Origin of the sequence: Paraglaciecola sp. 20A4 (genome assembly GCF_011378905.1) — a bacterium.
Taxonomy (GTDB): Bacteria; Pseudomonadota; Gammaproteobacteria; order Enterobacterales; family Alteromonadaceae; genus Paraglaciecola.
The window spans coordinates 186,696-208,137 of record NZ_WTPY01000002.1; the positions used below are offsets into that span (position 1 = coordinate 186,696).

General features: G+C 44.8%; 14 protein-coding genes and 1 pseudogene. 7 read left to right on the plus strand and 8 right to left on the minus strand.

What is annotated here, in order from left to right; all coding sequences use genetic code 11:
* Positions 1-55 precede the first annotated feature (55 nt).
* The gene (locus tag GQS54_RS03295; RefSeq protein ID WP_205967602.1) at positions 56-1,279 is read left to right on the plus strand and encodes an MFS transporter; all 1,224 of its coding nucleotides are present in this window, start codon (positions 56-58) and stop codon (positions 1,277-1,279) included.
* Positions 1,276-1,737, plus strand: coding sequence for a DUF3299 domain-containing protein (locus GQS54_RS03300; RefSeq protein ID WP_166422581.1), 462 nt, complete (start codon positions 1,276-1,278; stop codon positions 1,735-1,737). The genes GQS54_RS03295 and GQS54_RS03300 overlap by 4 nt, the downstream gene beginning before the upstream one ends.
* A gap of 138 nt (positions 1,738-1,875) precedes the next feature.
* On the opposite strand, the gene GQS54_RS03305 is transcribed toward GQS54_RS03300, so the two are convergent.
* Genes GQS54_RS03305 through uvrA form a run of 3 tightly spaced genes read right to left on the minus strand, consistent with a single transcriptional unit; the run spans position 1,876 to position 5,828 of the window.
* Positions 1,876-2,583: a 2OG-Fe(II) oxygenase gene (locus GQS54_RS03305; protein WP_166422582.1), complete on the minus strand. Its 708-nt coding sequence runs from the start codon at positions 2,581-2,583 to the stop codon at positions 1,876-1,878.
* Positions 2,576-2,983, minus strand: coding sequence for a thioesterase family protein (locus tag GQS54_RS03310; protein ID WP_166422583.1), 408 nt, complete (start codon positions 2,981-2,983; stop codon positions 2,576-2,578). The genes GQS54_RS03305 and GQS54_RS03310 overlap by 8 nt, the downstream gene beginning before the upstream one ends.
* Entirely contained in the window at positions 2,973-5,828 is a 2,856-nt protein-coding gene (gene uvrA / locus GQS54_RS03315; protein ID WP_166422584.1) for an excinuclease ABC subunit UvrA, read from the minus strand. Before uvrA ends, GQS54_RS03310 begins: the two co-directional genes overlap by 11 nt.
* A 289-nt stretch (positions 5,829-6,117) precedes the next feature.
* Between uvrA and GQS54_RS03320 the strand changes: the two genes are divergently transcribed.
* From GQS54_RS03320 to GQS54_RS03345, 5 genes and pseudogenes are all read left to right on the plus strand, one after another.
* The gene (locus GQS54_RS03320; protein ID WP_166422585.1) at positions 6,118-7,461 is read left to right on the plus strand and encodes an MFS transporter; all 1,344 of its coding nucleotides are present in this window, start codon (positions 6,118-6,120) and stop codon (positions 7,459-7,461) included.
* Between the two features lie 272 nt (positions 7,462-7,733).
* Positions 7,734-8,330 (plus strand): single-stranded DNA-binding protein, encoded by a 597-nt coding sequence (locus GQS54_RS03325; protein WP_166422586.1) that lies wholly within the window; start codon positions 7,734-7,736, stop codon positions 8,328-8,330.
* 185 nt (positions 8,331-8,515) lie between these two features.
* Positions 8,516-9,895, plus strand: a pseudogene (locus GQS54_RS23175) (PepSY domain-containing protein).
* A gap of 335 nt (positions 9,896-10,230) precedes the next feature.
* A complete protein-coding gene (locus GQS54_RS03340; protein ID WP_166422589.1) occupies positions 10,231-12,627 on the plus strand; it encodes a TonB-dependent receptor in 2,397 nt (798 codons plus the stop codon).
* A gap of 174 nt (positions 12,628-12,801) precedes the next feature.
* Positions 12,802-12,951, plus strand: a complete 150-nt coding sequence (locus GQS54_RS03345; protein WP_166422590.1) for a DUF2256 domain-containing protein — start codon at positions 12,802-12,804, stop codon at positions 12,949-12,951.
* 31 nt (positions 12,952-12,982) lie between these two features.
* Here GQS54_RS03345 and GQS54_RS03350 read toward each other — a convergent pair whose 3' ends face one another.
* From GQS54_RS03350 to GQS54_RS03370, 5 genes are all read right to left on the minus strand, one after another.
* Positions 12,983-14,470, minus strand: coding sequence for a deoxyribodipyrimidine photo-lyase (locus tag GQS54_RS03350; protein WP_166422591.1), 1,488 nt, complete (start codon positions 14,468-14,470; stop codon positions 12,983-12,985).
* A complete protein-coding gene (locus tag GQS54_RS03355; RefSeq protein ID WP_166422592.1) occupies positions 14,463-15,800 on the minus strand; it encodes a DASH family cryptochrome in 1,338 nt (445 codons plus the stop codon). Before GQS54_RS03355 ends, GQS54_RS03350 begins: the two co-directional genes overlap by 8 nt.
* A 142-nt stretch (positions 15,801-15,942) precedes the next feature.
* A complete protein-coding gene (locus tag GQS54_RS03360) occupies positions 15,943-17,355 on the minus strand; it encodes an aldehyde dehydrogenase family protein (protein ID WP_166422593.1) in 1,413 nt (470 codons plus the stop codon).
* A 10-nt stretch (positions 17,356-17,365) separates the two neighbouring features.
* Positions 17,366-19,066, minus strand: coding sequence for an AMP-binding protein (locus GQS54_RS03365; protein ID WP_166422594.1), 1,701 nt, complete (start codon positions 19,064-19,066; stop codon positions 17,366-17,368).
* 26 nt (positions 19,067-19,092) lie between these two features.
* Positions 19,093-21,417, minus strand: coding sequence for a TonB-dependent receptor (locus GQS54_RS03370; protein ID WP_166422595.1), 2,325 nt, complete (start codon positions 21,415-21,417; stop codon positions 19,093-19,095).
* Between the last annotated feature and the right edge of the window lie 25 nt (positions 21,418-21,442).

Sequence of the window (21,442 nt, forward strand, 5' to 3'; positions counted from 1 at the left end):
TGTGCTTCACCGCGCCTATGAGACACTAAACCGATCCTCGGCAATGACCTAATCTATGAAACTTTATCGTTCACTTAGCGCTAACCCACAATACTTTTTGCTTGCCATGGCGTTTGTTATGCCGTTAGTTTTTTCGGTATGGAATGCGCTATTAAATAATTTTGTGGTCGAAAAAGCACAATTTGATGGTGCTCAAATCGGCATGTTGCAAAGTTTGCGTGAAGTGCCCGGATTTTTAGCTTTTAGTGCCGTATTTCTGTTGTTAGTGTTAAAAGAACAAACCATCGCTTTGGTATCTTTAGCGCTTATGTGTATAGGCGTTGCAATGACTGGGTGGCTGCCCTTTGAGTTGGGCTTATATTGCACAACAGTATTAATGTCTATTGGCTTTCATTATTTCGAGACGATCAATCAATCGTTAACCCTACAATGGTTAGATAAAGACAAAACAGCCCATTTTATGGGCCAACAGTTGGCAGTAAAAAGCTTCGCCTCGTTACTCGCCTATGGCGCCATTTGGCTATTAATGGAGTGGGTTGGGGTCTCTTATATTACAATGTATATGCTAGCTGGGGGGGTGGGGTTGCTAATTGTTATTTGGTTGTGGGTTGGTTTCGACAAATTTACTCAGACCTCGGTGCAGCATAAGCATATGTTTTTACGCAGACGGTATTGGTTGTACTATGGTTTGGTATTTTTCAGTGGTGCTCGACGTCAAATTTTTATGGTTTTCGCGTCATTTATGATGGTAGAAAAGTTTGGCTACTCGGTGGGCGACATCAGTCTGTTATTTATGCTTAATTATGTGTTCAATCTACTCTTTGCACCCAAAATTGGTCGTTGGATCCATAAAATCGGCGAGCAGCGTGCGCTGTGTATCGAGTACGTGGGATTAATAGGGGTTTTTGCTGGTTATGCATGGGTCGAAAATAGCCAGTTAGCCGCAAGCTTGTATGTGATTGACCATTTGTTTTTTGCTATGGCGATTGCCGTGAAAACGTATTTTCAGAAAATTGCTGACCATAAAGATATTGCTTCGACGGCCGGAGTGAGCTTTACCATAAACCATATTGCTGCGGTAGTGATCCCTGCTTTATTAGGGGTTGTATGGTTAACCTCCCCTTCATCGGTGTTTTTTATTGGTGCAGGATTTGCAGTGTGTTCTTTGGTGTTAGCGTTGAATATTCCTGTGCAACCTACACGGGGGAATGAAGTACGAATGAATATGTTACGTTGGGCAAATACGCCCGTTGAAATGCCGCCTAAGGAGCATTTATGAAGTATCTACTGTTATTGCTTACGATGAGTTCGTTTGCTGGTTTTAGCCAAGAGCCTGAAGAGTTATTTTGGGAAGATATGATCCCTAAAAATTATATTGCTCCTCAAGATGAGGTCAATCACGATGGCGCTATGATTCAACAAAGCTTAAATGCGCCTGTGGTCAAAGAGCTTAACGGCAAGTTAGTCAAAATCCCTGGCTTTGTTGTACCCCTAGAAGGTGACAGTGATACCACCACTGAATTTCTTTTGGTTCCGTATTTTGGAGCCTGTATTCATGTACCACCTCCACCACCAAATCAAATTGTTTATGTTAAATTTTCAAGCGGTGTACCAATAGATAATATATACGATGCGGTATGGGTCACAGGTACGCTTTCCACAGATGTATGGCAAGGTGACATTGCGACAACAGGTTACTCACTGCAAGGTATTGAAGTGACTCCCTACGACGGCTAGTGGCTAGGTTGCGCAGGCGAGCAGAAACCCATTACGACGGTGAGGGTGGGTTATTATCAGCATATATTAAGGGGGCTCACTCAATCGTTTCTTGTGGCCATTTATGGAACAATACGACTTGTTAGTCTTATACAGAGCTTATTGCTGCTGAAAAATAACATTGCCCGAATTGAACGATACCCATGAAGTGAGTATATATTTATCGTTTGAAATGGGTACTTGACCTCTATGGGTATGAGTGAAGTAAGCAGGCGCGATTACCATAGTACCTTTGCGTGGTTTAATACTGATATCTTGGTAATAAAAGTCTGTTTCTCCCCCTTCATCCACATCATTTAAATAAAACATAAATAACAAGACTCGGTGCAATGCATCAGTGCTGTTGGTTTGAGGATAAACTTCTGAATGCCAATAAGGATAACCACCTTGTTGGCGTTCATACTTTTGCGCGTTTATATCGCCGAGTCGAAATAGGTAGCGCATTAAATTGCTTAAGTTAGGCAGCCCTACTTCGTTAAAATTTTCGTGCGATAGTTTAACAGGTTGACCTGTATTAGGGTGCTTAACCGTTAACCCTATTGGCCCAATTAAGGCGAAAAAGTATTTTTCGAAATAACGCAAGATATGCTGCCCTACTAAAGGCAGCAAAGCCTGATAGGGTGCTTTGAATTCAGGATGTTGAACAATGGACACATCAAAACTGCGTTTCTTTTCAGTATCTACACCACCACCAGTGCGTCCCGGCTGTGTATGTTTGCTTAATTCGAATTGCGTGACGAACTGTTCGCACATCTCGTCACTGATAGCATTTTCAATAACCTGAATAAAGGTTTCTGTCTTAGCCATTCACACCACGGGGTATAGCATGTTCGGTAAGTTGTGCACGCATCTCTTCGTTTATGACTAAAGATTTTTTGTCAGCATAATTATATTGAACCAAGGTGGTCGTGCCTGTGGCTCGCTTGGTTTCTTTTTGCCAAAGCTCTTGATAGACATCGAACGAACTACCGCCAATCCGACTTATATAGGTGCGCACCTGTACCGGATGACCGTAATGCATTTGATCAAGAAAATCGACTTTGTAGCTAGCCAAAATGAGTGGCCAATTTTGCAAGTCTAGTTCCGGAGAAAAGATTCTAAAAATAGGCTCACGGGCCATCTCAAACCAATCTACCAATACCGTATTACTCACATGCGCTAGGGCATCCGTTTCACAAAAGCGTACATTAAATTCTTCAAGTAACATCGGTCAATTCCTTCTTTTTGTTTAATAGCAAAGGTTTAAGAAAACGCGCTGTATGAGACACCTCAACCTCGCAAACTTGTTCTGGTGTTCCTTGAGCAATAATTTGTCCGCCACCTGAACCACCCTCAGGACCTAGGTCAATGACCCAATCGGCGGTTTTAATAACGTCAAGGTTGTGCTCAATAACCACTACAGTATTGCCATGATCACGCAGACGATGCAATACCTGCAATAGCTGTTTAATATCATGAAAATGCAAACCGGTTGTTGGTTCATCTAGTATATACAAGGTTTGCCCTGTATCGCGCTTCGATAATTCTTTAGCGAGTTTCACCCGCTGAGCTTCACCGCCAGATAACGTAGTGGCAGCTTGCCCCAATCTTACATAAGATAACCCGACTTCTTTCAATGTTTGTAACTTACGTGCAATAGCAGGTATAACATCAAAGAATTCTCTAGCATCTTCAACGGTTAAATCCAGAACCTGATGAATGTTCAAGCCTTTATATTGGATCTCCAGCGTTTCCCGATTGTAGCGTTTACCTTTACATACATCACAAGGCACATATACGTCGGGCAAAAAGTGCATTTCAACTTTTATGACTCCGTCACCCTGACAGGCTTCACAGCGTCCACCTTTAACATTGAAGCTAAAACGACCAGGTTTGTAGCCTCTCGAACGAGCTTCTTGGGTGCCGGCAAACAATTCGCGTACTGGGGTGAAGATACCTGCGTAAGTAGCAGGGTTCGAGCGCGGAGTACGGCCGATGGGGCTTTGATCAATATCGACCACTTTGTCGAGCAATTCCATGCCGGTAATTGTTTTATAAGGTGCGGGCTCACCTGTCGTGGCGCCATTTAACTCACGATGGGCAATACGGTAAAAAGTATCGTTTATCAGCGTCGATTTTCCTGACCCTGATACACCCGTTACGCAGGTCATTAAACCAAATGGAATGCGTAAGTCGACATCTTGCAAATTATTGCCTGATGCCCCATTCATTTCTATCCACTTGTCTTCATCAATTTCAGTACGCTTGGCAGGAATAGCGATAGATTCACGACCTGATAGGTATTTACCGGTCAGTGAATGTTCACTTTTCATAATATCTTCAATGGTACCTTGCGCGACAATCTCGCCGCCGTGTACACCAGCCCCTGGGCCAATATCTAACACAAAATCTGCCGCACGAATTGCGTCTTCATCATGTTCAACCACGATCACTGTGTTGCCTAAATCGCGCAGGTGCTCCAACGTAGTTAGTAAGCGTTCGTTATCTCGCTGGTGCAAACCGATAGAGGGCTCATCGAGTACATACATCACCCCGACCAAACCTGCTCCAATTTGACTGGCAAGACGAATACGCTGGGCTTCACCGCCTGATAAAGTATCGGCACTGCGTGATAGCGACAGATAGTTCAGCCCCACGTTAACCAAGAAATTCAAACGGTCATTTATTTCTTTAAAGATTTTGTCTGCTATTTTTTCCCGTTTTCCGGTTAGTTCTACTTCGCTGAAAAACTGCAATGTCTCGGCAATTGACATTGCCGTTATCGTAGGCAGTGCAGTTTCACCAATAAAAACATTACGGGCTTCAAGACGTAAACGGGTGCCGTTACAGCTGTTGCAATGCTGTTGGCTTAAGTACTTAGCCAGTTCATCACGTACGGCGTTTGATTCAGTTTCCCGATAGCGGCGCTCCATATTGGGGATAATCCCTTCAAACGGGTGCTTGCGCTCCATTATATCGCCGCGATCGTTTATGTACTTAAAGTTGATTGATGTGCCTTTACTGCCGTTAAGCACCAAATCTTTGGCTTCTTCATCAAGTTCAGCGAAGGGTTTGGCTAAATCAAATTTGTAATGATCGGCAACGGCTTGCAGCATTTGAAAGTAATAATAGCTACGTTTGTCCCAGCCGCGAATGGCGCCACCCGATAAACTTAATTCGTCATTGGCGATAATGCGTTGGGGATCAAAAAACTGTCGTGTGCCCAATCCATCACATGTCTGACATGCACCAGCCGGATTATTGAATGAGAACAGTCTTGGCTCAAGTTCGGCCATTGAATAGCCACAGTGAGGACAGGCGAAATTAGATGAAAAAACCACTTCTTCTTTTTTCGGGTCGTCCATGTAAGCAATTTTGGCCGTGCCAGCGGATAAATTCAGCGCGGTCTCGAATGATTCAGCTAAGCGCAGCGCCAAATCATCACGCACCTTAAAGCGGTCAATAACGACTTCAATATTGTGCTTTTTATGTAAATCAAGATCAGGTGGATCAGACAAGTCACACACTTCACCATCAATTCTTGCTCGTATAAACCCTTGAGCAGCTAGGCTTTCTAGGGTTTTAACGTGTTCGCCTTTGCGGTCTTGTACCACAGGCGCTAGCAGCATGAGTTTTTCATCTGCAGGCATCGCCATAACACGGTCGACCATTTGACTAACCGTTTGCGCATCTAAGGGCACATGATGTGTTGGGCAACGCGGTTCGCCTACGCGAGCGTAGAGTAAGCGCAAATAATCGTAAATTTCGGTAATTGTCCCCACAGTTGAGCGTGGGTTATGAGACGTCGATTTTTGCTCAATAGAAATGGCTGGTGATAAGCCCTCGATGTGATCCACATCGGGCTTTTCCATCATAGATAAAAATTGTCTAGCGTAAGCTGATAAAGACTCAACATAGCGACGTTGCCCCTCGGCGTAAAGGGTGTCGAATGCCAGTGAAGATTTACCTGAGCCAGACAAGCCGGTTATTACGGTAAGTTTGTCTCTAGGGATATCTAAATCAATGTTCTTTAGATTGTGAGTGCGCGCGCCTCGTACAGCTATTTTATCCATTATTGACCAAAGTCGACCTCAAAAGAGTGAGTATTACATACTTGATATAAGAGCTCTATGTGGTTGATCAATTATACTTTCAATACTCAGTTGATTAATGGCTATCAATTACGAGCGTAGGCGCTGATTGGATCGCTTAATAAATTTGTAAGTTCATGTTTGTAAGTGATGCATATCCTTGAACTTATGTTATTTTCACCTATCTTAGCTACTAAGTTGCTGTCGTTGTGCGCGATATATTTATGCTAAACTTCAGCGCCTTTAAATCCTCAATTGAATAGTTACTGATTTGAATAGAACAGAAATCCGCGCTTCTTTGGCTTTGGCTGCCGTGTATGTCCTGCGAATGTTAGGATTATTTATGGTAATGCCTGTTTTGGCCATTCTTGCCATAAATTACCCCGATTATTCTGCTTTGATGCTTGGTCTAGCAATTGGCGGCTACGGTCTGACTCAAGCCATTTTGCAAATTCCAATGGGCGTACTGTCAGACAAAATTGGTCGAAAGCCCGTTATCATTGGTGGCCTTTTGATGTTTGCCATAGGCAGCGGGGTCGCAGCAACAGCTGACAGTATGTTATGGATTGTCATAGGCCGATTCTTGCAAGGTGCAGGTGCCATTGCTGGGGCCATTATGGCGTTAGCGGGTGATGTTAGCCGCGAACAGCATCGTCCAAAAGTGATGGCTATCATTGGGGTTGCTATTGGCTTCTCTTTTTATATCGCTTTATTGATTGGGCCGGTTATTGCTGATAGTTACGGCTTGCACGGCATTTTTGGTATAACGGGTATATTAGCGATTCTATGTATCCCTCTGGTCATCTGGGTGGTTCCTAGTGCAATAAACTACGCCCCCAAAGGGGATACCTTACCTGTTCTAACTGACGTTAAAAAACTATTTTTCGATCCGCAATTACGCCGTCTAAACATTAGTGTCTTACTGCTGCATATGATGATCACGGTGCTATTTGTACAAATGCCCTTATTACTTAGTGCACTAGGTTGGCAGCTTGACCACCACTGGCAACTCTATTTACCGATATTGAGTGCCTCAGTGGTGGGGTTGGTAGCCCTGATGATGTTAACTAAGAAGATGAGTCAAGCGGGGGTTATCCGTTTGTGTGTATTGCTACTGGGTAGCGCCTTACTCGGGCTTCACTTTGCGCACGGTACCGTGTTGGCTGTTATGATTTTTGGTTGGTGTTTCTTCACCGGGTTTAACTTTTTAGAAGCCAGTTTTCCGGCCATGGTATCAAGCATTGCCCCTGCGGGTAAAAAAGGCTCTGCCATGGGTATTTACGCTAGCTTTCAGTTTCTTGGTGCGTTTTTAGGCGGGACACTATCAGGCTTAGCAAGCCAGTATATCGGTCCTCAGTGGGTGTTTGTGATTGCAGGCGCCGTATGCGGCTTGTGGTGGTTTGGGCTGCGTAAGCTTGATGGTAGCGAACGTTTGAAACGTTACACCCTAACGCCCGATTTCACCCGCTATTCTGCACAAACCATAGGCGAGCAGTTATCGACGTTAGAAGGAGTGGTTGATGTCACCGTCGTACCTGATGAGGGTGTGGTTTATATTAAAGCTGACGGTAAACTATTCGCGTTAGACAAAGCGCAAGTTTTGGTGAATGGCTGATATCATTTTCACGATAATCAACCGTAAATTTCCAAGAAATAATCTCATAAATAACGTTATAATGTGTAGCACAGTGAAAATCATTTTTGTTAACGACAACATTCAGATTTTGCGCTAAGCGGTGACGTAAAGCGCATATTTAGCCTTTTAGGCAACATGTTTAATGATCACTAATTAATTGAAAAATAGACAAATCCATACATAAAGCCAGCGTATTGCCTAAGCAATATATGCTTATAAATTGAGCTTTAGGAAAGAACATAGGAGTTAAAATGGCGAGCAAAGGCGTAAACAAAGTCATATTGGTGGGCAATTTAGGACAAGATCCTGAAGTACGTTATATGCCTAATGGTAACGCGGTAGCGAATTTAAGCATCGCGACCAGTGAAAGCTGGAAAGACCAACAGGGGCAAATGCAAGAGCGCACCGAATGGCATCGTCTAACGATGTATCGCCGTTTAGCCGAAGTTGCCGGTGAATACCTACGTAAAGGTTCGCAAATTTACGTTGAAGGTAAATTGCAAACCCGTAAATGGCAAGACCAGCAAGGTCAAGACAAGTACACCACTGAAATCATTGTTGACCAAATGCAAATGCTAGGTGGCAAAGGCGGCGGTCAGTCTGAAGGTGGTTTCCAAGGGCAACAACGTCCAGCAGCCGCAGCCCCTCAGCAGCGTCCTAACCAAGGCGCACAAAATTCAGGTGGCCAACAGCCAGGTTATCAACAAGCACCTAATCAAGGTTACAATCAGGCCCCGCAAGGCGGCCAACCTAACCAAGGTTTTAATCAAGCCCCACAAGGCGGTCAAAATAAGCCAGCACCCATGGCCGAACCTGACTTTGATTTCGATGACGATATCCCATTCTAGGAAACGTGGATTAGCACATTGAAATAATATTAATTAAGCCTCTGTTATCAGGGGCTTTTTTTCGCCTATTGTCTGGGCGGGTGCGACATTTTGTCGCATTACTTAACGACTAACATTGCACTACACTAACCCCGATTTTAGGCACTTTTCGCTGATTTAGTTGTAATATCTTTGGAATACACACCATGCTTCAGTTGAATTCAGGCTCACCTTTTAACGCAAAGCAGCTTTATTTAGCCCTTTGGCGTTGGCATTTTTACGCTGGCCTGTTTGTTATCCCATTTTTGCTGATGTTGACCTTAAGTGGCTTTGGAATGTTGATAGCTAAGCCCGTTGAAGCATTCTTTAATCCGACTTTTACCATGGTTGATGCTGGCGCTGAGTCATTATCTGCTGAAGCGCTGGTGAGTTCGGTAGAAGCGCGATATCCCCAGTTCGATGTAAAACTTTATATACCTAGCACAGTGGGTACTGAAGCGGCTAAATTTGTAATGGTATCCGGTGGCAGTGAAGGGCACGCGGGCCACCATAAACAAAGTTTGATGGTTTATGTGAACCCATTTACTGGTGCATTGCTAGGCGCCAAAGATCCGGCAGACTCATTTTATGCGTTACTAGAGACCTTTCACGGTTCATTATTTATAGGCGATATTGGTGACAACCTAATTGAAATTGCCTCTGGCTTGAGCGTGTTAATGATCATCAGTGGTTTATATCTCGCGTGGTCAAAGTCTAATAGCCCTAACAAAACATCGATCTTTACTTTAAAAAGTCGTGCGGGCTGGCGAAGACTGCATAGACTTATCGGATTTATTATCGCGTTACCCTTATTCTTATTTTTGCTGTCTGGATTGTCCTGGACCAATATTTGAGGCGGTGTCTTGGTGCAACCTTGGGGCTCACTGCCGGGTAAGGGTTTCGAGATTCCTAAAAAAGAAATAACTCATGATGCAATGAATGAGCATGGTGCGCATAAGGTGCCTTGGGCTTTAGAGCAGACACCCCTACCAGAATCGAGAGCCGCCGAGCAAACACTCGAGTTAAATTCTATCGTTGGCATTGCTAAGGAGGAGGGGTTAACACATTACCGTATACACTTTCCGAAGTCTGAACGTGGCGTGTGGACTATTTCGTCTACTACTATAGCCGGCGATATAACTAACCCTTTTGCTGAACGTACCTTGCATATAGAGCCAAGTAGCGGTCAAATATTGGCAGACTTACCGTTTGCTGATTATCCGCTATTGGGCAAGGCGATGGGGGCATTCATCCCGTTACATCAAGGAGATTTAGGGTGGTGGAACTGGGGGATGAATGTATTCTTATTGTTTCTTATTCTGACTATGACCGTAAGTGGGCTGATGATGTGGCTTAAGCGCAGGCCTAATAATACCCGCGGGTTAGCCGCGCCCAATATGCCAAGCTCAGGCAATCAGGCGGTGCTTTTACTGATGTTTATGCTGTCTTTATGTTTTCCGCTTTCGGCACTTTTTATTGTCAGTGTGACGCTTTTCGATGTTCTTGTGGTATCGCGTTTAAGGCGCTTAACATCACGGATAAAGTAAATTAATTTCCAGTTCTGTTCAGGAAATATCAACTGAAAAAGTCGCTCTTATTTTTGTGTGAGTGCGCTGCTAAAAGGTTGCTATCTCTTAGAGGTGCAATGCCAACGACTTTTGCAATGCCACTCACCTATGTCTTACTTTAGGTCTTTATTACCTTTCTGATTCATCCAAAAAATGTAGATTAATCCTCTGTTATAACGGTATTTTTCGTTTGTTTTAGTCAATTTAAAGATAATTAGCAATATATCTCTCTTAAACAGTAGAAATGGCTGATTTTTTTTGACACATTACGTTGCGGTTATTAACAAAATTACAACAACTATCTGGATGGACACATGTTTAAACGAAACACACACAAATTTCACCTAAGCACCTTGAGTGTTGCAGTGATGGGACTGCTTAGCACTAGTGCAATTGCACAGCAGTCAAACGCTGCTCAAGAAGAGGATGTGGAGCAAATCATAGTTACGGCGACTAAGCGCGCAGAATCAATAGGCGACATTCCGTTTTCAATCAATGCGCAGACACAAAAGGATTTCGAAAGAAGCGGAGCTAGCAATTTGGAAGATGTTGCTAGAAATGTCGCCAGTGTATCAATTCAAAACCTAGGACCCGGGCAAAGCCAAGTATCGATGCGCGGTGTATCAGCTGGCCAAATCGTACGTGACCAACCCGGTGTAAAAGAGCAAGTGGGCGTTTATTTGGATGAAAGTGTTATTTCCCTTTCGCTGTTTACCCCTGATCTAGACTTATTTGATTTAAACCGCATAGAGACGCTGCGCGGTCCTCAAGGTACGCTGTTTGGTTCCGGTTCAATTGGTGGAACGCTACGTTATATCACCAATCAACCTGAACTAAACACGTTCGAGGGTAAATTTGAAGGGAATCTGAATTCTGTATCAGATGGCGGTGTTGGTGGCAATGTGAAAGGCATGATTAACCTTCCTATTTCAGATTCTGTTGCCATGCGTGCGGTTGTGTATCGCACTGAATATGCAGGTTTTATCGATGCACACGGACCTGATAACACTTTTCGGGAAGATGTAAACGACGGTGATAGAACGGGTGGTAGAGTCGCGTTTGTTATCAGCCCTAATGACAAACTCACTATCACCCCGCGGATCATATTCCAGGAGCTCGATATTAACGGCTTTAATAGGCAAGACGCTTTCAATATATTTGCCAATCCTTACACCACAACGTGGCCAGCAAAACAATTAAAAGAAAGAGAACAGTACTTATTCTTAGAAGAAGGCTTCTCTGACGATACACTTATCGCCGATTTAACGGCAGAGTATCGAGCGGACATTGCCGATTTTACCTTTGTTTACAGCTATACAGACCGAGATATTCTAGTGAGTCGCGACGCGAGCACGTTATCAGGCTCAGTAAGCGTAGATTTAGGCTTTCCTGATGCTGCAGTAACGCTTCCATCAAACCTATTAGATCGCACAGAAGTGGAGCAAGACACGTTCGAGCTTCGCGCAGCATCGAATGGTGATGATGCACTAGATTGGATAGTAGGTGCCTTTTATTCATCAACGGATAGAACGTACGATCAGTCTTTACCCACACCTGGTTATGATAGCTTTACCGATGCAACCTTAGGTGAAGGTACTTCTGCTGCCGTGGCTAATGGGTTTAACGCAGACTCACCCTATAACGCATTCTTACCCTATGATTTAAGCCAATTGGCGATTTTTGGTGAAGTTAATTATCAAGTAAACGATGATTTAAAACTGACAGCGGGCTCGCGTTTTTATGATTACGAAGAAGAACGTGAGTTTATTTCGGGCGGTTTATTTGCTAATGGAGACAGACAAACTGACGGCACTGAGTCTGATGGTTTTACGTCACGGTTTCTTGGTCAATACAGCTTAAACGAAAACGTCAATATTAACGCTCAAGTTTCCCAAGGTTTCAGGCTTGGTGGCGTAAATGATCCGCTGAATAGAAGCTTATGTTCAGATCAAGATGAAGCTATTTTTGGCGCATTTCAAAACTATGAAGACGAGCAGCTAACAAACTATGAATTAGGCGTTAAGTCTTCTGGTCGAGGCTGGAGTGCAAATGTTTCTGCTTTTTATAATGATATCGAAGATTTACAAGTAACGTTAGATGCGGGCTCTTGTTCTTCTCGTGTTTCATTCAATGTACCAGATGCTCACAGCCAAGGTATTGAATTTGAACTAACTCGCCAGTTCACCGATCAATTATTCTTTTCCCTCTCTGGTAGTATTATAGAGGCAAGATTTGACTCAACCGTGGTTGATGGATCAGGTGCGGTTCTAGGGGGGGTAGAAGATGGTAACCGTTTGGCGTCAGTGCCAGAAGAGAGCTTTGCGATTGCCCTTACCTATGATCTTCCACAGCCTATTTTCTCTTCCAATAGCAGCTATTTCCAAGGTTCTTATCAATACGTAGGTGATCGTATCACGCAACCTAGTGATCAAGTGGCTGGTGCAGGTGTATTTACCTCTGGGGTCGCGTTTGGGGGAGCAACAGGACTGGAAACAACCGAACTGGACTTGATGCTAGACGCCTACGGCACATTGAATCTAAGCTTTGGACTTGCATATGACGACTATGAAATTTTAATTTATGCAAACAATGTGTTTGATGAAAATGCGCTATTGTCGTTGGATCGTGAGCGCGGTGGACGCGCAAGACTTGCCTTCACGACTAACCAACCAAGAACGATTGGTGCGACATTCCGTTACTTCTTTGAGTAACATTAATTAATCACATACCCCGAGAAAATCGCTGAGTACCTGAACGTTGCAGTGGACGTTCAGGTACCCAGTTGCAAATGAAATGTTGAACTGACATTTTTCTTTATGCGTAAAGCAAGGCTATTCGTTTAAGCTAGAAGGCGCGTATTAACGGTTTTTTAGCTGGCAATTGTCATGAAAAAAATAAATTTACCCAGCAAAATATGCCCTGTTTGTCAGCGGCCATTTGCATGGCGCAAAAAATGGCACAAGGACTGGGACCAAGTAAAGTATTGTTCGAAGCGTTGTGCAGGGAATCGAAAGCAGCGCAATGAAAATGCGTAATCATTTAGGTCTTATTTTCATCATGTCAGGCTCAGCTTTTTCTAGGACGATTTGGCAGCGTGTGTTGCTTGAGGATCCGCTTACTTTCTTGTTGGACATCATCGCGTTTTTGAAACGCCCAAAGCGAGTCTCTCGCTCGCTTGGCTGTTTGTTCAAGATCAACGATAGGATGTGGATAAGTTTGCCCTAATATCACATCATACAACTGTGATTCCATGGGAGTTAGTAGCCATGGCGCATGGATTAATACGTCAGGTAGCTCTGCTATTTCAGGCACAAAGCGGCGAATAAATTCACCTTTTGGGTCTTTCTCTTGTGATTGTTTGACCGGGTTGTATAAGCGAATAAGGTGGGTGCCGGTTACCGATGCTTGCATCTGAAACTGCGGATAATGTATCCCTGGTTCAAAGTCTAAAAACAATTGTGCTAAGTGAGGTGCTCCTTCTCGCCAGTCGATATTTAAATGGTGACACAAAAAGCTTACTAGCATGGCTCGCATACGAAAATTAAGATAACCCGTTTGATGTAGGCAGCGTATCGAAGCATCCACGATTGGAATGCCTGTTTGACCGTTTTTCCATGCTTGTAAATTGAGGTCTTTGACCTCTCCTTGAGCGTATTCATATGCAAGGTAGGCTTTGTTTACGGGGCGAAACTCCATCTCTGATTCACTTTCAAATGTTTGCATAAAATGGCAATGCCAATGCAGGCGCGCTCGAAATGCGCTGATTGCTCTTTGCCATCCGACTTTTTGCTTTTTCGAAGCGGTGAATTGGTAAGTTTGACGAGTACTTATGTTCCCCCACGCTAAATAGGGAGACAGTCTAGAGCAGGCGGTTCTGCTTTTGGTCGGGCTAGACAGGGAGTAGGCGTAAGCTTTGCCCCGCTCTTTTAGAAAATGGTGGAGGGTATACCAAGCTCGTTTTTCACCTCCAAGTTGAAATGCTGGGTCGCTCGTTTTGTACCCTTCTGGTATTACATTACTGTTATCTAGCATTTTGGATTTCTCTGAGGCTAACCAATTTACTTCATTCAGAGGCTGATCTGCACATGACGCGTTCATGTGCGCGTGCCATTTTTGCTCCCAGTTTCGTCGATTAGTTACACCACGGATAACACCGCCGTGACTAAATTCATGCCAGCCTATACCTTCAGTATTCAATAATAGCGCGATAGCCTTGTCGCGCTTAAAAGTGCACGCAAGGCCGATTTCTTGGTGGCTATACACGCCAGCAATATGAAAATGCTCCATCAATTGATGAAACGCATTTTGTGCTTCTTTATAGAACACGATAACCCGAGAGTGATAAGCGGCAAGTTGACTGTTCAGGTCTGCTATAGATTGCCAAATAAACCGCCAATGGCGTATATCGTAGTGAGAGTCTGCTATGACTGATGGCTCAAAAACGTAAATCAATAGTACCGGCAGCCGATGTTGTGCGGCCGCGACTAAGGCTTGATGATCTCTTAAGCGTAGGTCTCGTTTAAGCCAAACGACATTAATCAGGGTTTTATCCAATTGGCCAATCTACCGCATCAGTTTGGTCAATAGGATTAACGTTACTATCACCGCCCCATTGGCGAACGAATTCTCCGTTTGGATCATATTGCTCAGCCTGTTTAGCGAGATCGAATCGTCTATGGCCTCTGGGGTCTACTCCTACACCCGCTAGGTATTGCCAATTTCCCCAGTTTGATGCCACATCGAAGTCGATAAGTTGCTGCTCAAAGTAGGCTGCCCCGAAACGCCAATCAACGCCGAGCTCATTCACTAGGCAACTCGCGACCCACTGACGGCCTCGGTTTGACATAAAACCCGTCTGATTCAATTGCTTCATACACGCATTAACGATGGGATAAGGCGTGTGGCCTTGGCACCACATCGCGAACCGCTTGGCAATAAAGGTGGTTAGCGGGCGAGCTTCTTGCGTACCAGAAAATTGAAATAATTTTGATTGGTATTTGACCAAATGCCATTGGAAATATTCACGCCATAGAAGCTCAAAATACAGCCAATAAGTGGAGTCGTTTTTTCCATGCTCTGATTCATAACGGGTCAGCTCAGAGAATACTTGCCTGACAGAAAGGCTTCCATTGGCGAGCCAAGGGGAAAGTTTGCTGGAATAGTCCCAACCATCGAGACCATTGCGTGTGAGTTTATATTCTTTGATGTTGTGACTGGTAAAAAGTGTGTATTCGAGTTGCCCTAACGCAGCGTCTTCCCCCCCTGTGAAGCCATGGTGTTTGACCATATCTAGCTGATCGAGCTCCCGCACCGGTAACCATGCTAATTCAGGCGCCAGAGGCAAAGAGGTCGGTGATGGTAAGGCAGAGTCTACTTGTTGTTCTTCAATGCGTTTTCTAAATGGAGTAAAGCTTGCGGGTAGGTATTCAACTTCAAAGGGCAGTGTATTAATGTGAAATAAGCATTGGGCGTTTTCCTGAATAAAATGAATATCAGGATTACCCTGTTTTAATCTCTGCCATTGCTGACGTTCATATACGCCAGGGTGCATGCCTGAGGCGACTATATTGGGGGTATAGGTTTCTATTAATGAACCAAGTACATCTAAGGTTTTACCATCGAGTACAAACAAACGTTGTCCACGTTTTTGCAAATTATGTTGCAAGGTTGTCAGACTTTGCTGCAGAAAAACCCAGCGTGTATCGCCCATATGTGCCGACTGAAAGTGGCTGCTCTTAAACCATCGAGGGTCTATTACAAATACACATAGAAGTTCGTCAACTTGTTCACTAAGCGTCACAAGTGCAGGATTATCATGTAGGCGCAGGTCATGTCGAAACCAAAAAATCCCACGTTTTTTGTGTTCAGAAGCTAACTTTTTCAAAAATGGGCACCCGTAAAAGTAATCATAGTAATTATTGATAAATACGCGTGTTCACAGGGATGGGATCAGCTTAGTCAAAGCAAGCAGAATAAGCCGCCCATATTGATATAGGGCGGCGGCAGAACGTTTTATGTACGGGGTATTAAAAAGTCTGTTTAGCCATATTAATGACGTGGACTTGGGTATATTCCAGTAACCCTTCTTGGGCGAATTCAACGCCTATGCCGGACTCTTTTGCGCCACCGAATGGCACTGTTGGGCCAAAGGCTAAATGTTGATTAATCCAGGTCGTGCCACACTCTAAACGCTTAGCAACTTCATACGCCTTGTCCAAATCGTTAGACCACACCGAACCGCCTAATCCAAATACTGAGTTATTAGCACGCTCAACGACTTCGTCGATGGTTTTGTATTTGATGACCGGTAAAATGGGTCCGAAGGGCTCTTCGTCTACCACTTTGCAGCCATCGGTTATATCACGCACTATGGTGGGGCGCATAAAGAAACCGGGTCCGCTTGGCAGCTCGCCGCCGGCGGCGATAACCCCGTTTTCTTTTGCATCAGCCAAGTATTCTTGTACTTTGAGGAATTGAGCTTTGTTTTGGATAGGACCAAAAGTCACGCCTTCATTTAATCCATTACCTACAACCGCATTGTTCGCCAGCTCACAAAGTTCGCTCACGAGCGCATCGTAAATATCCTCATGGACATATAAACGCTTGAGGGCGATACACACCTGGCCGCAATTCATAAACGCAGTGGCAAAAATGGCAGGGGCTATTTTTTTCGGATCGACATCGGGTAACACGATGCCTGCATCATTGCCGCCTAATTCAAGGGTTAAGCGCTTGAGGGTTTCAGAGGCACTAGACATGATCTTTTTGCCCGTTGGGGTTGAACCAGTAAATGCGATTTTATTCACATCTGGATGGCCGCTAAGAATATGCCCTAAATCATTGTTATCAGTAATAATATTCACTACGCCTTTAGGGAATATTTGTTGACAAATTTCAGCTAATTTCAGCACACATAAAGGGGTTGTGGCAGGGGGCTTTAATATAAAGGTGTTTCCCGCCAATACTGCAGGGGCCAGTTTAAAACTGCCAATCATTAATGGGAAGTTCCACGGCACTACACCGGCCACCACACCGAGGGGTTTACGGTGCAGTTCAATCTTAGCGGTTTCATCGTCTTGAAAGGTTTCAATGGGTAACTCGCTTTGAGCAAAATAGCGAATAAAGGCACAACTGAACCCCACTTCAGCGGTAGATTCCGCTAGGGGCTTGCCCTGTTCTTGGGTGAGTAATTCGGCAAACGCTTGGGTTTGCTCTTCTAAAGCATCCGCCAGTTTATTTAGGCAGTTTCTGCGCGTTTGCATATCAATCGTTTGCCAAAGTGGAAATGCAGCTTTGGCAGCCGCTATCGCTTGCTCAAATTGGTTTTCATCAGCGCATGTTATGCGCTGAAACACTTCTTCAGTGGCTGGATTAATGACTTCCAGTGGACGGTTACCTTTTACTAGCTCGCCGTTTATCAGCATTGAAAATGATTGCATCTCTTATCCTCTATTTTGCAAGGGAAGGTGAAGAAGAAATCAGGGAGATTTCGAGCTCCATAACTTCACGCATTTTGAATTTCTGTACTTTGCCGGTCACCGTTAAGGGAAACGCCTCGACAAAACGGATATGTTTTGGAATTTTAAAGTGGGCAATTTGGTTCTTGCAGAAATCAGTAATTTCACTGGCACAAGCACTGCTACCCGGCTTGAGGCAGATCCACGCGCATACTTCTTCACCGTAATCAGTATGGGCAATGCCAAACACTTGTATGTCTTGCACTGCTGGATGGGTATATAAAAACTCTTCTATTTCTTTAGGGTAAATATTCTCACCTCCGCGAATGATCATGTCTTTACTGCGCCCGACTATGGTGACGTAGCCATCTTCATCCATGACGCCTATATCCCCAGAATGTAACCAACCACCGGGATCGATCGTTTCCGCGGTACGTACTGAATCGTTCCAATAACCGCGCATGACCGAATAGCCTCGGGTACACACTTCACCACGTTCACCTATGGGAATAACGCGATTCTGTTCATCGATTAATTTTACTTCGATACGTGCCATCACCCGACCTACGGTTTCAACACGTTTCTCGATGGGATCTTCAGGTAATGTAAGGTGATTTAACGGGCTGAGCTCCGTCTGTCCATAGCCAATAAGTACGTGTTCCATATGCATTTCATTAATAACCCGCTTCATCACTTCCGCTGGGCATAAGGAACCGGCCATGATGCCGGTGCGTAAGCTTGACAAGTCAAACTCGTTGAATTGCGGATGATCCAACTCTGAAATAAACATAGTCGGCACCCCATGCAGTGCGGTGCAGCGTTCTTTCTCAACCACTTGCAATGTGGATAACGGGTCAAACGCATCATTGGGATAGACCATGGTTGCCCCATGAGCCATGCAAGACAAGTTGCCTAGCACCATGCCGAAACAGTGGTACAACGGCACCGGAATACACACTTTGTCCTGTGGCGTCAGGCGCATGCCTTCCCCCGCTAAAAAGCCGTTATTCAAAATATTACAGTGGGTCAGAGTCGCGCCTTTGGGTTGGCCTGTGGTACCACTGGTGAATTGAATATTGATCGGATCGTCAGGCAGTAACTGGCTGGCGATAAGCTTCAGCTTTGCGTGATCCTCTGCTTTGCCCATATTGGTTACATCGGCATAATTGAGCATGCCAGGCACCACGCTGTCGCCCATCTTTATAATATTGCGTAAATGAGGAAAAGCGTCGCTTTGAATGTTACTCGGCGCACACTGCGCCAATTCAGGCAGCAATTCTTGCAGCATATCCGGGTAACAACTGCTTTTAAATTGCTCTGCACAGACAATGGCTTTGCACTCGACTTTGTTTAAGGCATATTCCAGCTCACGAAGGCGATAAGCGGGATTAATGCAAACCATGATCGCACCAATTTTAGCGGTGGCGAACTGGGTGACGGTCCATTCATAAGAATTCGGGCCCCAAATTCCGACGCGGTCGCCGGTAGTAACACCCAATGCCAGTAATCCCGTTGCTAAGGCATCTACTTTCTGCCGCAGCGTCGCGTAGGTCCAGCGAATATCTTGGTGCGCAACCACCAGAGCTTCGTTGTCTGCATGTGTGTGGCTGATAAAATCAAAATACTCGCCGATGGTTTGATAAATCAGTTGTGAGTCGGCTTTACCACATATATAGCTTTGTTTAAGTGCCATAAAATTTTCCTAATGTATTCTGTTCTTTATTCAAATTTGTAGGTGGCGCTGACACCCCACCATCTTGGTTTACCATAGTAGTTTTCGACCATTCCGAAGCCACCTGCTTCAGGACCGCCAGCAAGATCAAATGCCATAACCCGGTATTCTTTATCTAGCAAATTGTCTACAAAACCTGCGAGCACCCATTTCCCGTCGTCTGAGGTATAGGAAACCCTAGCGTTAAATAAGGCGTAACCACTTTGCTCGCCAACGGGAGAGTTTTTTAATTGAAAGAAATGTTCACTCATATAGACGAAATCTATTTGGGCAGCCAGTTCACCGTCGGTTAACTGCCAGCCGTATCGAGCTAAACCATTAATATTCCATTCTGGGGTCACTACTGCTCGGCGATCTACCAACTCGCCATTGGGTAGTTGGTAGGCATCTTCCACGTTGTTGTCTATGTAACTTACGCCTAATAATAGGTCGAGGTTATCCACTGGGTTCGAGGTGATTTCAAGCTCTGCTCCACTCACACTGGCGTCAGTGTTAAACACAAAGGTGGTAAGGCCTTCTAGGCGAAAAGCTTGATAATCATCATAGTCGTAATAATACATAGCTCCATTTACCCGAGTGGTTGAATTAAGCTGGTGCTTAATACCGAACTCGTAGGCATGCAAGGTTTCCTTATCGAACGTCATTTCTTCAGGCCCACCCGTTTCTGGATTGCCGTCTAAAAAGTCGCTGATATCTAATGGCGCATTGTAGCCACCACTTTTAATGCCGCGGTTGTAACTTAAATAGAACAAGGTGCCTTTGGCGGGCGTAAAATCGACTTCTGCTTTGGCCGTGACGTAATCGTCGTCGAGGCTAGCGAAATCAAAGGTGTCGTCATTGAACACAAATAACGGCCCACCAAAGCCCAGAGGATCAGGATTGACAATATTGGCCGCTGAAGGATTGCTGCCGTTAGCCATTTCCACGTAGTTTTGTGAGTAGTCCATAGACTTTTCTTCATTGGCCCAGCGTAAGCCACCGATGACAGTCCACTGTTCATTCAAGTCATATTCGACTTGGGCAAAGACAGAATACGTTTCTGTGGTGGTATCAAACGGTGTCCATATGGTGACAGGTCCACCTGTTTCAGGGCCCGTGCCAGCTCCCGCGCCTGCAAGTTGATCAACAAATCCTCTTACCTCACCGCCATTGGCAAATGTGCCGTCAATATCGAGATAGTAAAGCCCTGTCACCCAGCGGGTATTATCACTTTGACCATTTAGGCGTAATTCTTGTGAAAACTGGTCAACATCAGATTGTAAAAAGAAGTTGTAGTAGTCTTGGGGTGAGGCATCTGAATCTTCTATATAGTCTTTTTCTAGGCTCCAGATATCGGTAATGGAGGTAAAAAGAATATCGCCGAAGTCCCACTGCAAATTGCTAGTAACGCCTTGGCTTTCAACTTTATTGAAGCCAATTCTATCGTATGAACCAGTGTAAACGCCGTTGTCAGGCTCTTGATAAGCAGAGGTGGTTAAATTTGGTCCATCAAAGTGCTCCCCCAACCCTGTCGCTGGATTTAGCCGTGCACTGGAATGTTCAAAAAAGCCACTGTCTATGTCTTGCTCACCCCTTCTGGCGCTGATGAGCCATTCCACATCGTCGGTCACTTCTAACAAAAACTGCAAGCGAGCAGCCCAATCGTCACCGTTGTTAAGATCTTTACCGAGCGTATTGTTGATATAGGGTTGGTGATTATTGGTAGTGAACGAGAAGCGAGAGAATAGGGTGTCGGTTAGAGCGCCACCAACGGCGCCTTCGGTAAGGACTTGGTTATAGCTACCTAATGTGAGCTTACCGTATCCCTCAAAGGTGTCGGTAGGCTTACGTGATATGTAATGAACCAAGCCCCCCGTTGCATTTCTACCAAATAAAGTACCTTGTGGCCCCTTTAGTATTTCGACTCGCTCGATATCAAATAATTGAAACCCCGCCCCCGATGATGCGCTGATATAGGCCTCATCGAGATAAACCGCAACGGGAGACTCTTGGTGATCACCAGAGAAATCATTTTGTGCTACGCCTCGTATATTGATATAAAACGCAGATGGGCCATTAGGTTGAATAGCTGTTACCCCTGGCGCCATGGCAGTAACCTCTTGGGCATTGTCATAGCCTAGGGCGTCTATTTGCTCGCCGCTGAAAGCGGTAATTGAAATGCCCACTTCCTGAACACTTTGCGTGCGTTTTTGAGCGGTCACTTCTATGACTTCTAATACATCTGCATGGGCGCTGATACTGGCCAGGCCGCTTAAACCGGCGAGGCCGAGAATGACCGCGGTCGATATGGTTGAATAGCTTAAAGTTTTCATGGTGTCTCCTAGGTGCGAATCCAGT

Excerpts from the sequence above, each read along its gene's own strand:
- GQS54_RS03295 (WP_205967602.1), top strand. The coding sequence starts at position 56 with ATGAAACTTTATCGTTCACTTAGCGCTAACCCACAATACTTTTTGCTT.
- GQS54_RS03300 (WP_166422581.1), top strand. The coding sequence starts at position 1,276 with ATGAAGTATCTACTGTTATTGCTTACGATGAGTTCGTTTGCTGGTTTT.
- GQS54_RS03305 (WP_166422582.1), bottom strand. The coding sequence starts at position 2,583 with ATGGCTAAGACAGAAACCTTTATTCAGGTTATTGAAAATGCTATCAGT.
- GQS54_RS03310 (WP_166422583.1), bottom strand. The coding sequence starts at position 2,983 with ATGTTACTTGAAGAATTTAATGTACGCTTTTGTGAAACGGATGCCCTA.
- uvrA (WP_166422584.1), bottom strand. The coding sequence starts at position 5,828 with ATGGATAAAATAGCTGTACGAGGCGCGCGCACTCACAATCTAAAGAAC.
- GQS54_RS03325 (WP_166422586.1), top strand. The coding sequence starts at position 7,734 with ATGGCGAGCAAAGGCGTAAACAAAGTCATATTGGTGGGCAATTTAGGA.
- GQS54_RS03340 (WP_166422589.1), top strand. The coding sequence starts at position 10,231 with ATGTTTAAACGAAACACACACAAATTTCACCTAAGCACCTTGAGTGTT.
- GQS54_RS03345 (WP_166422590.1), top strand. The coding sequence starts at position 12,802 with ATGAAAAAAATAAATTTACCCAGCAAAATATGCCCTGTTTGTCAGCGG.
- GQS54_RS03360 (WP_166422593.1), bottom strand. The coding sequence starts at position 17,355 with ATGCAATCATTTTCAATGCTGATAAACGGCGAGCTAGTAAAAGGTAAC.
- GQS54_RS03365 (WP_166422594.1), bottom strand. The coding sequence starts at position 19,066 with ATGGCACTTAAACAAAGCTATATATGTGGTAAAGCCGACTCACAACTG.
- GQS54_RS03370 (WP_166422595.1), bottom strand. The coding sequence starts at position 21,417 with ATGAAAACTTTAAGCTATTCAACCATATCGACCGCGGTCATTCTCGGC.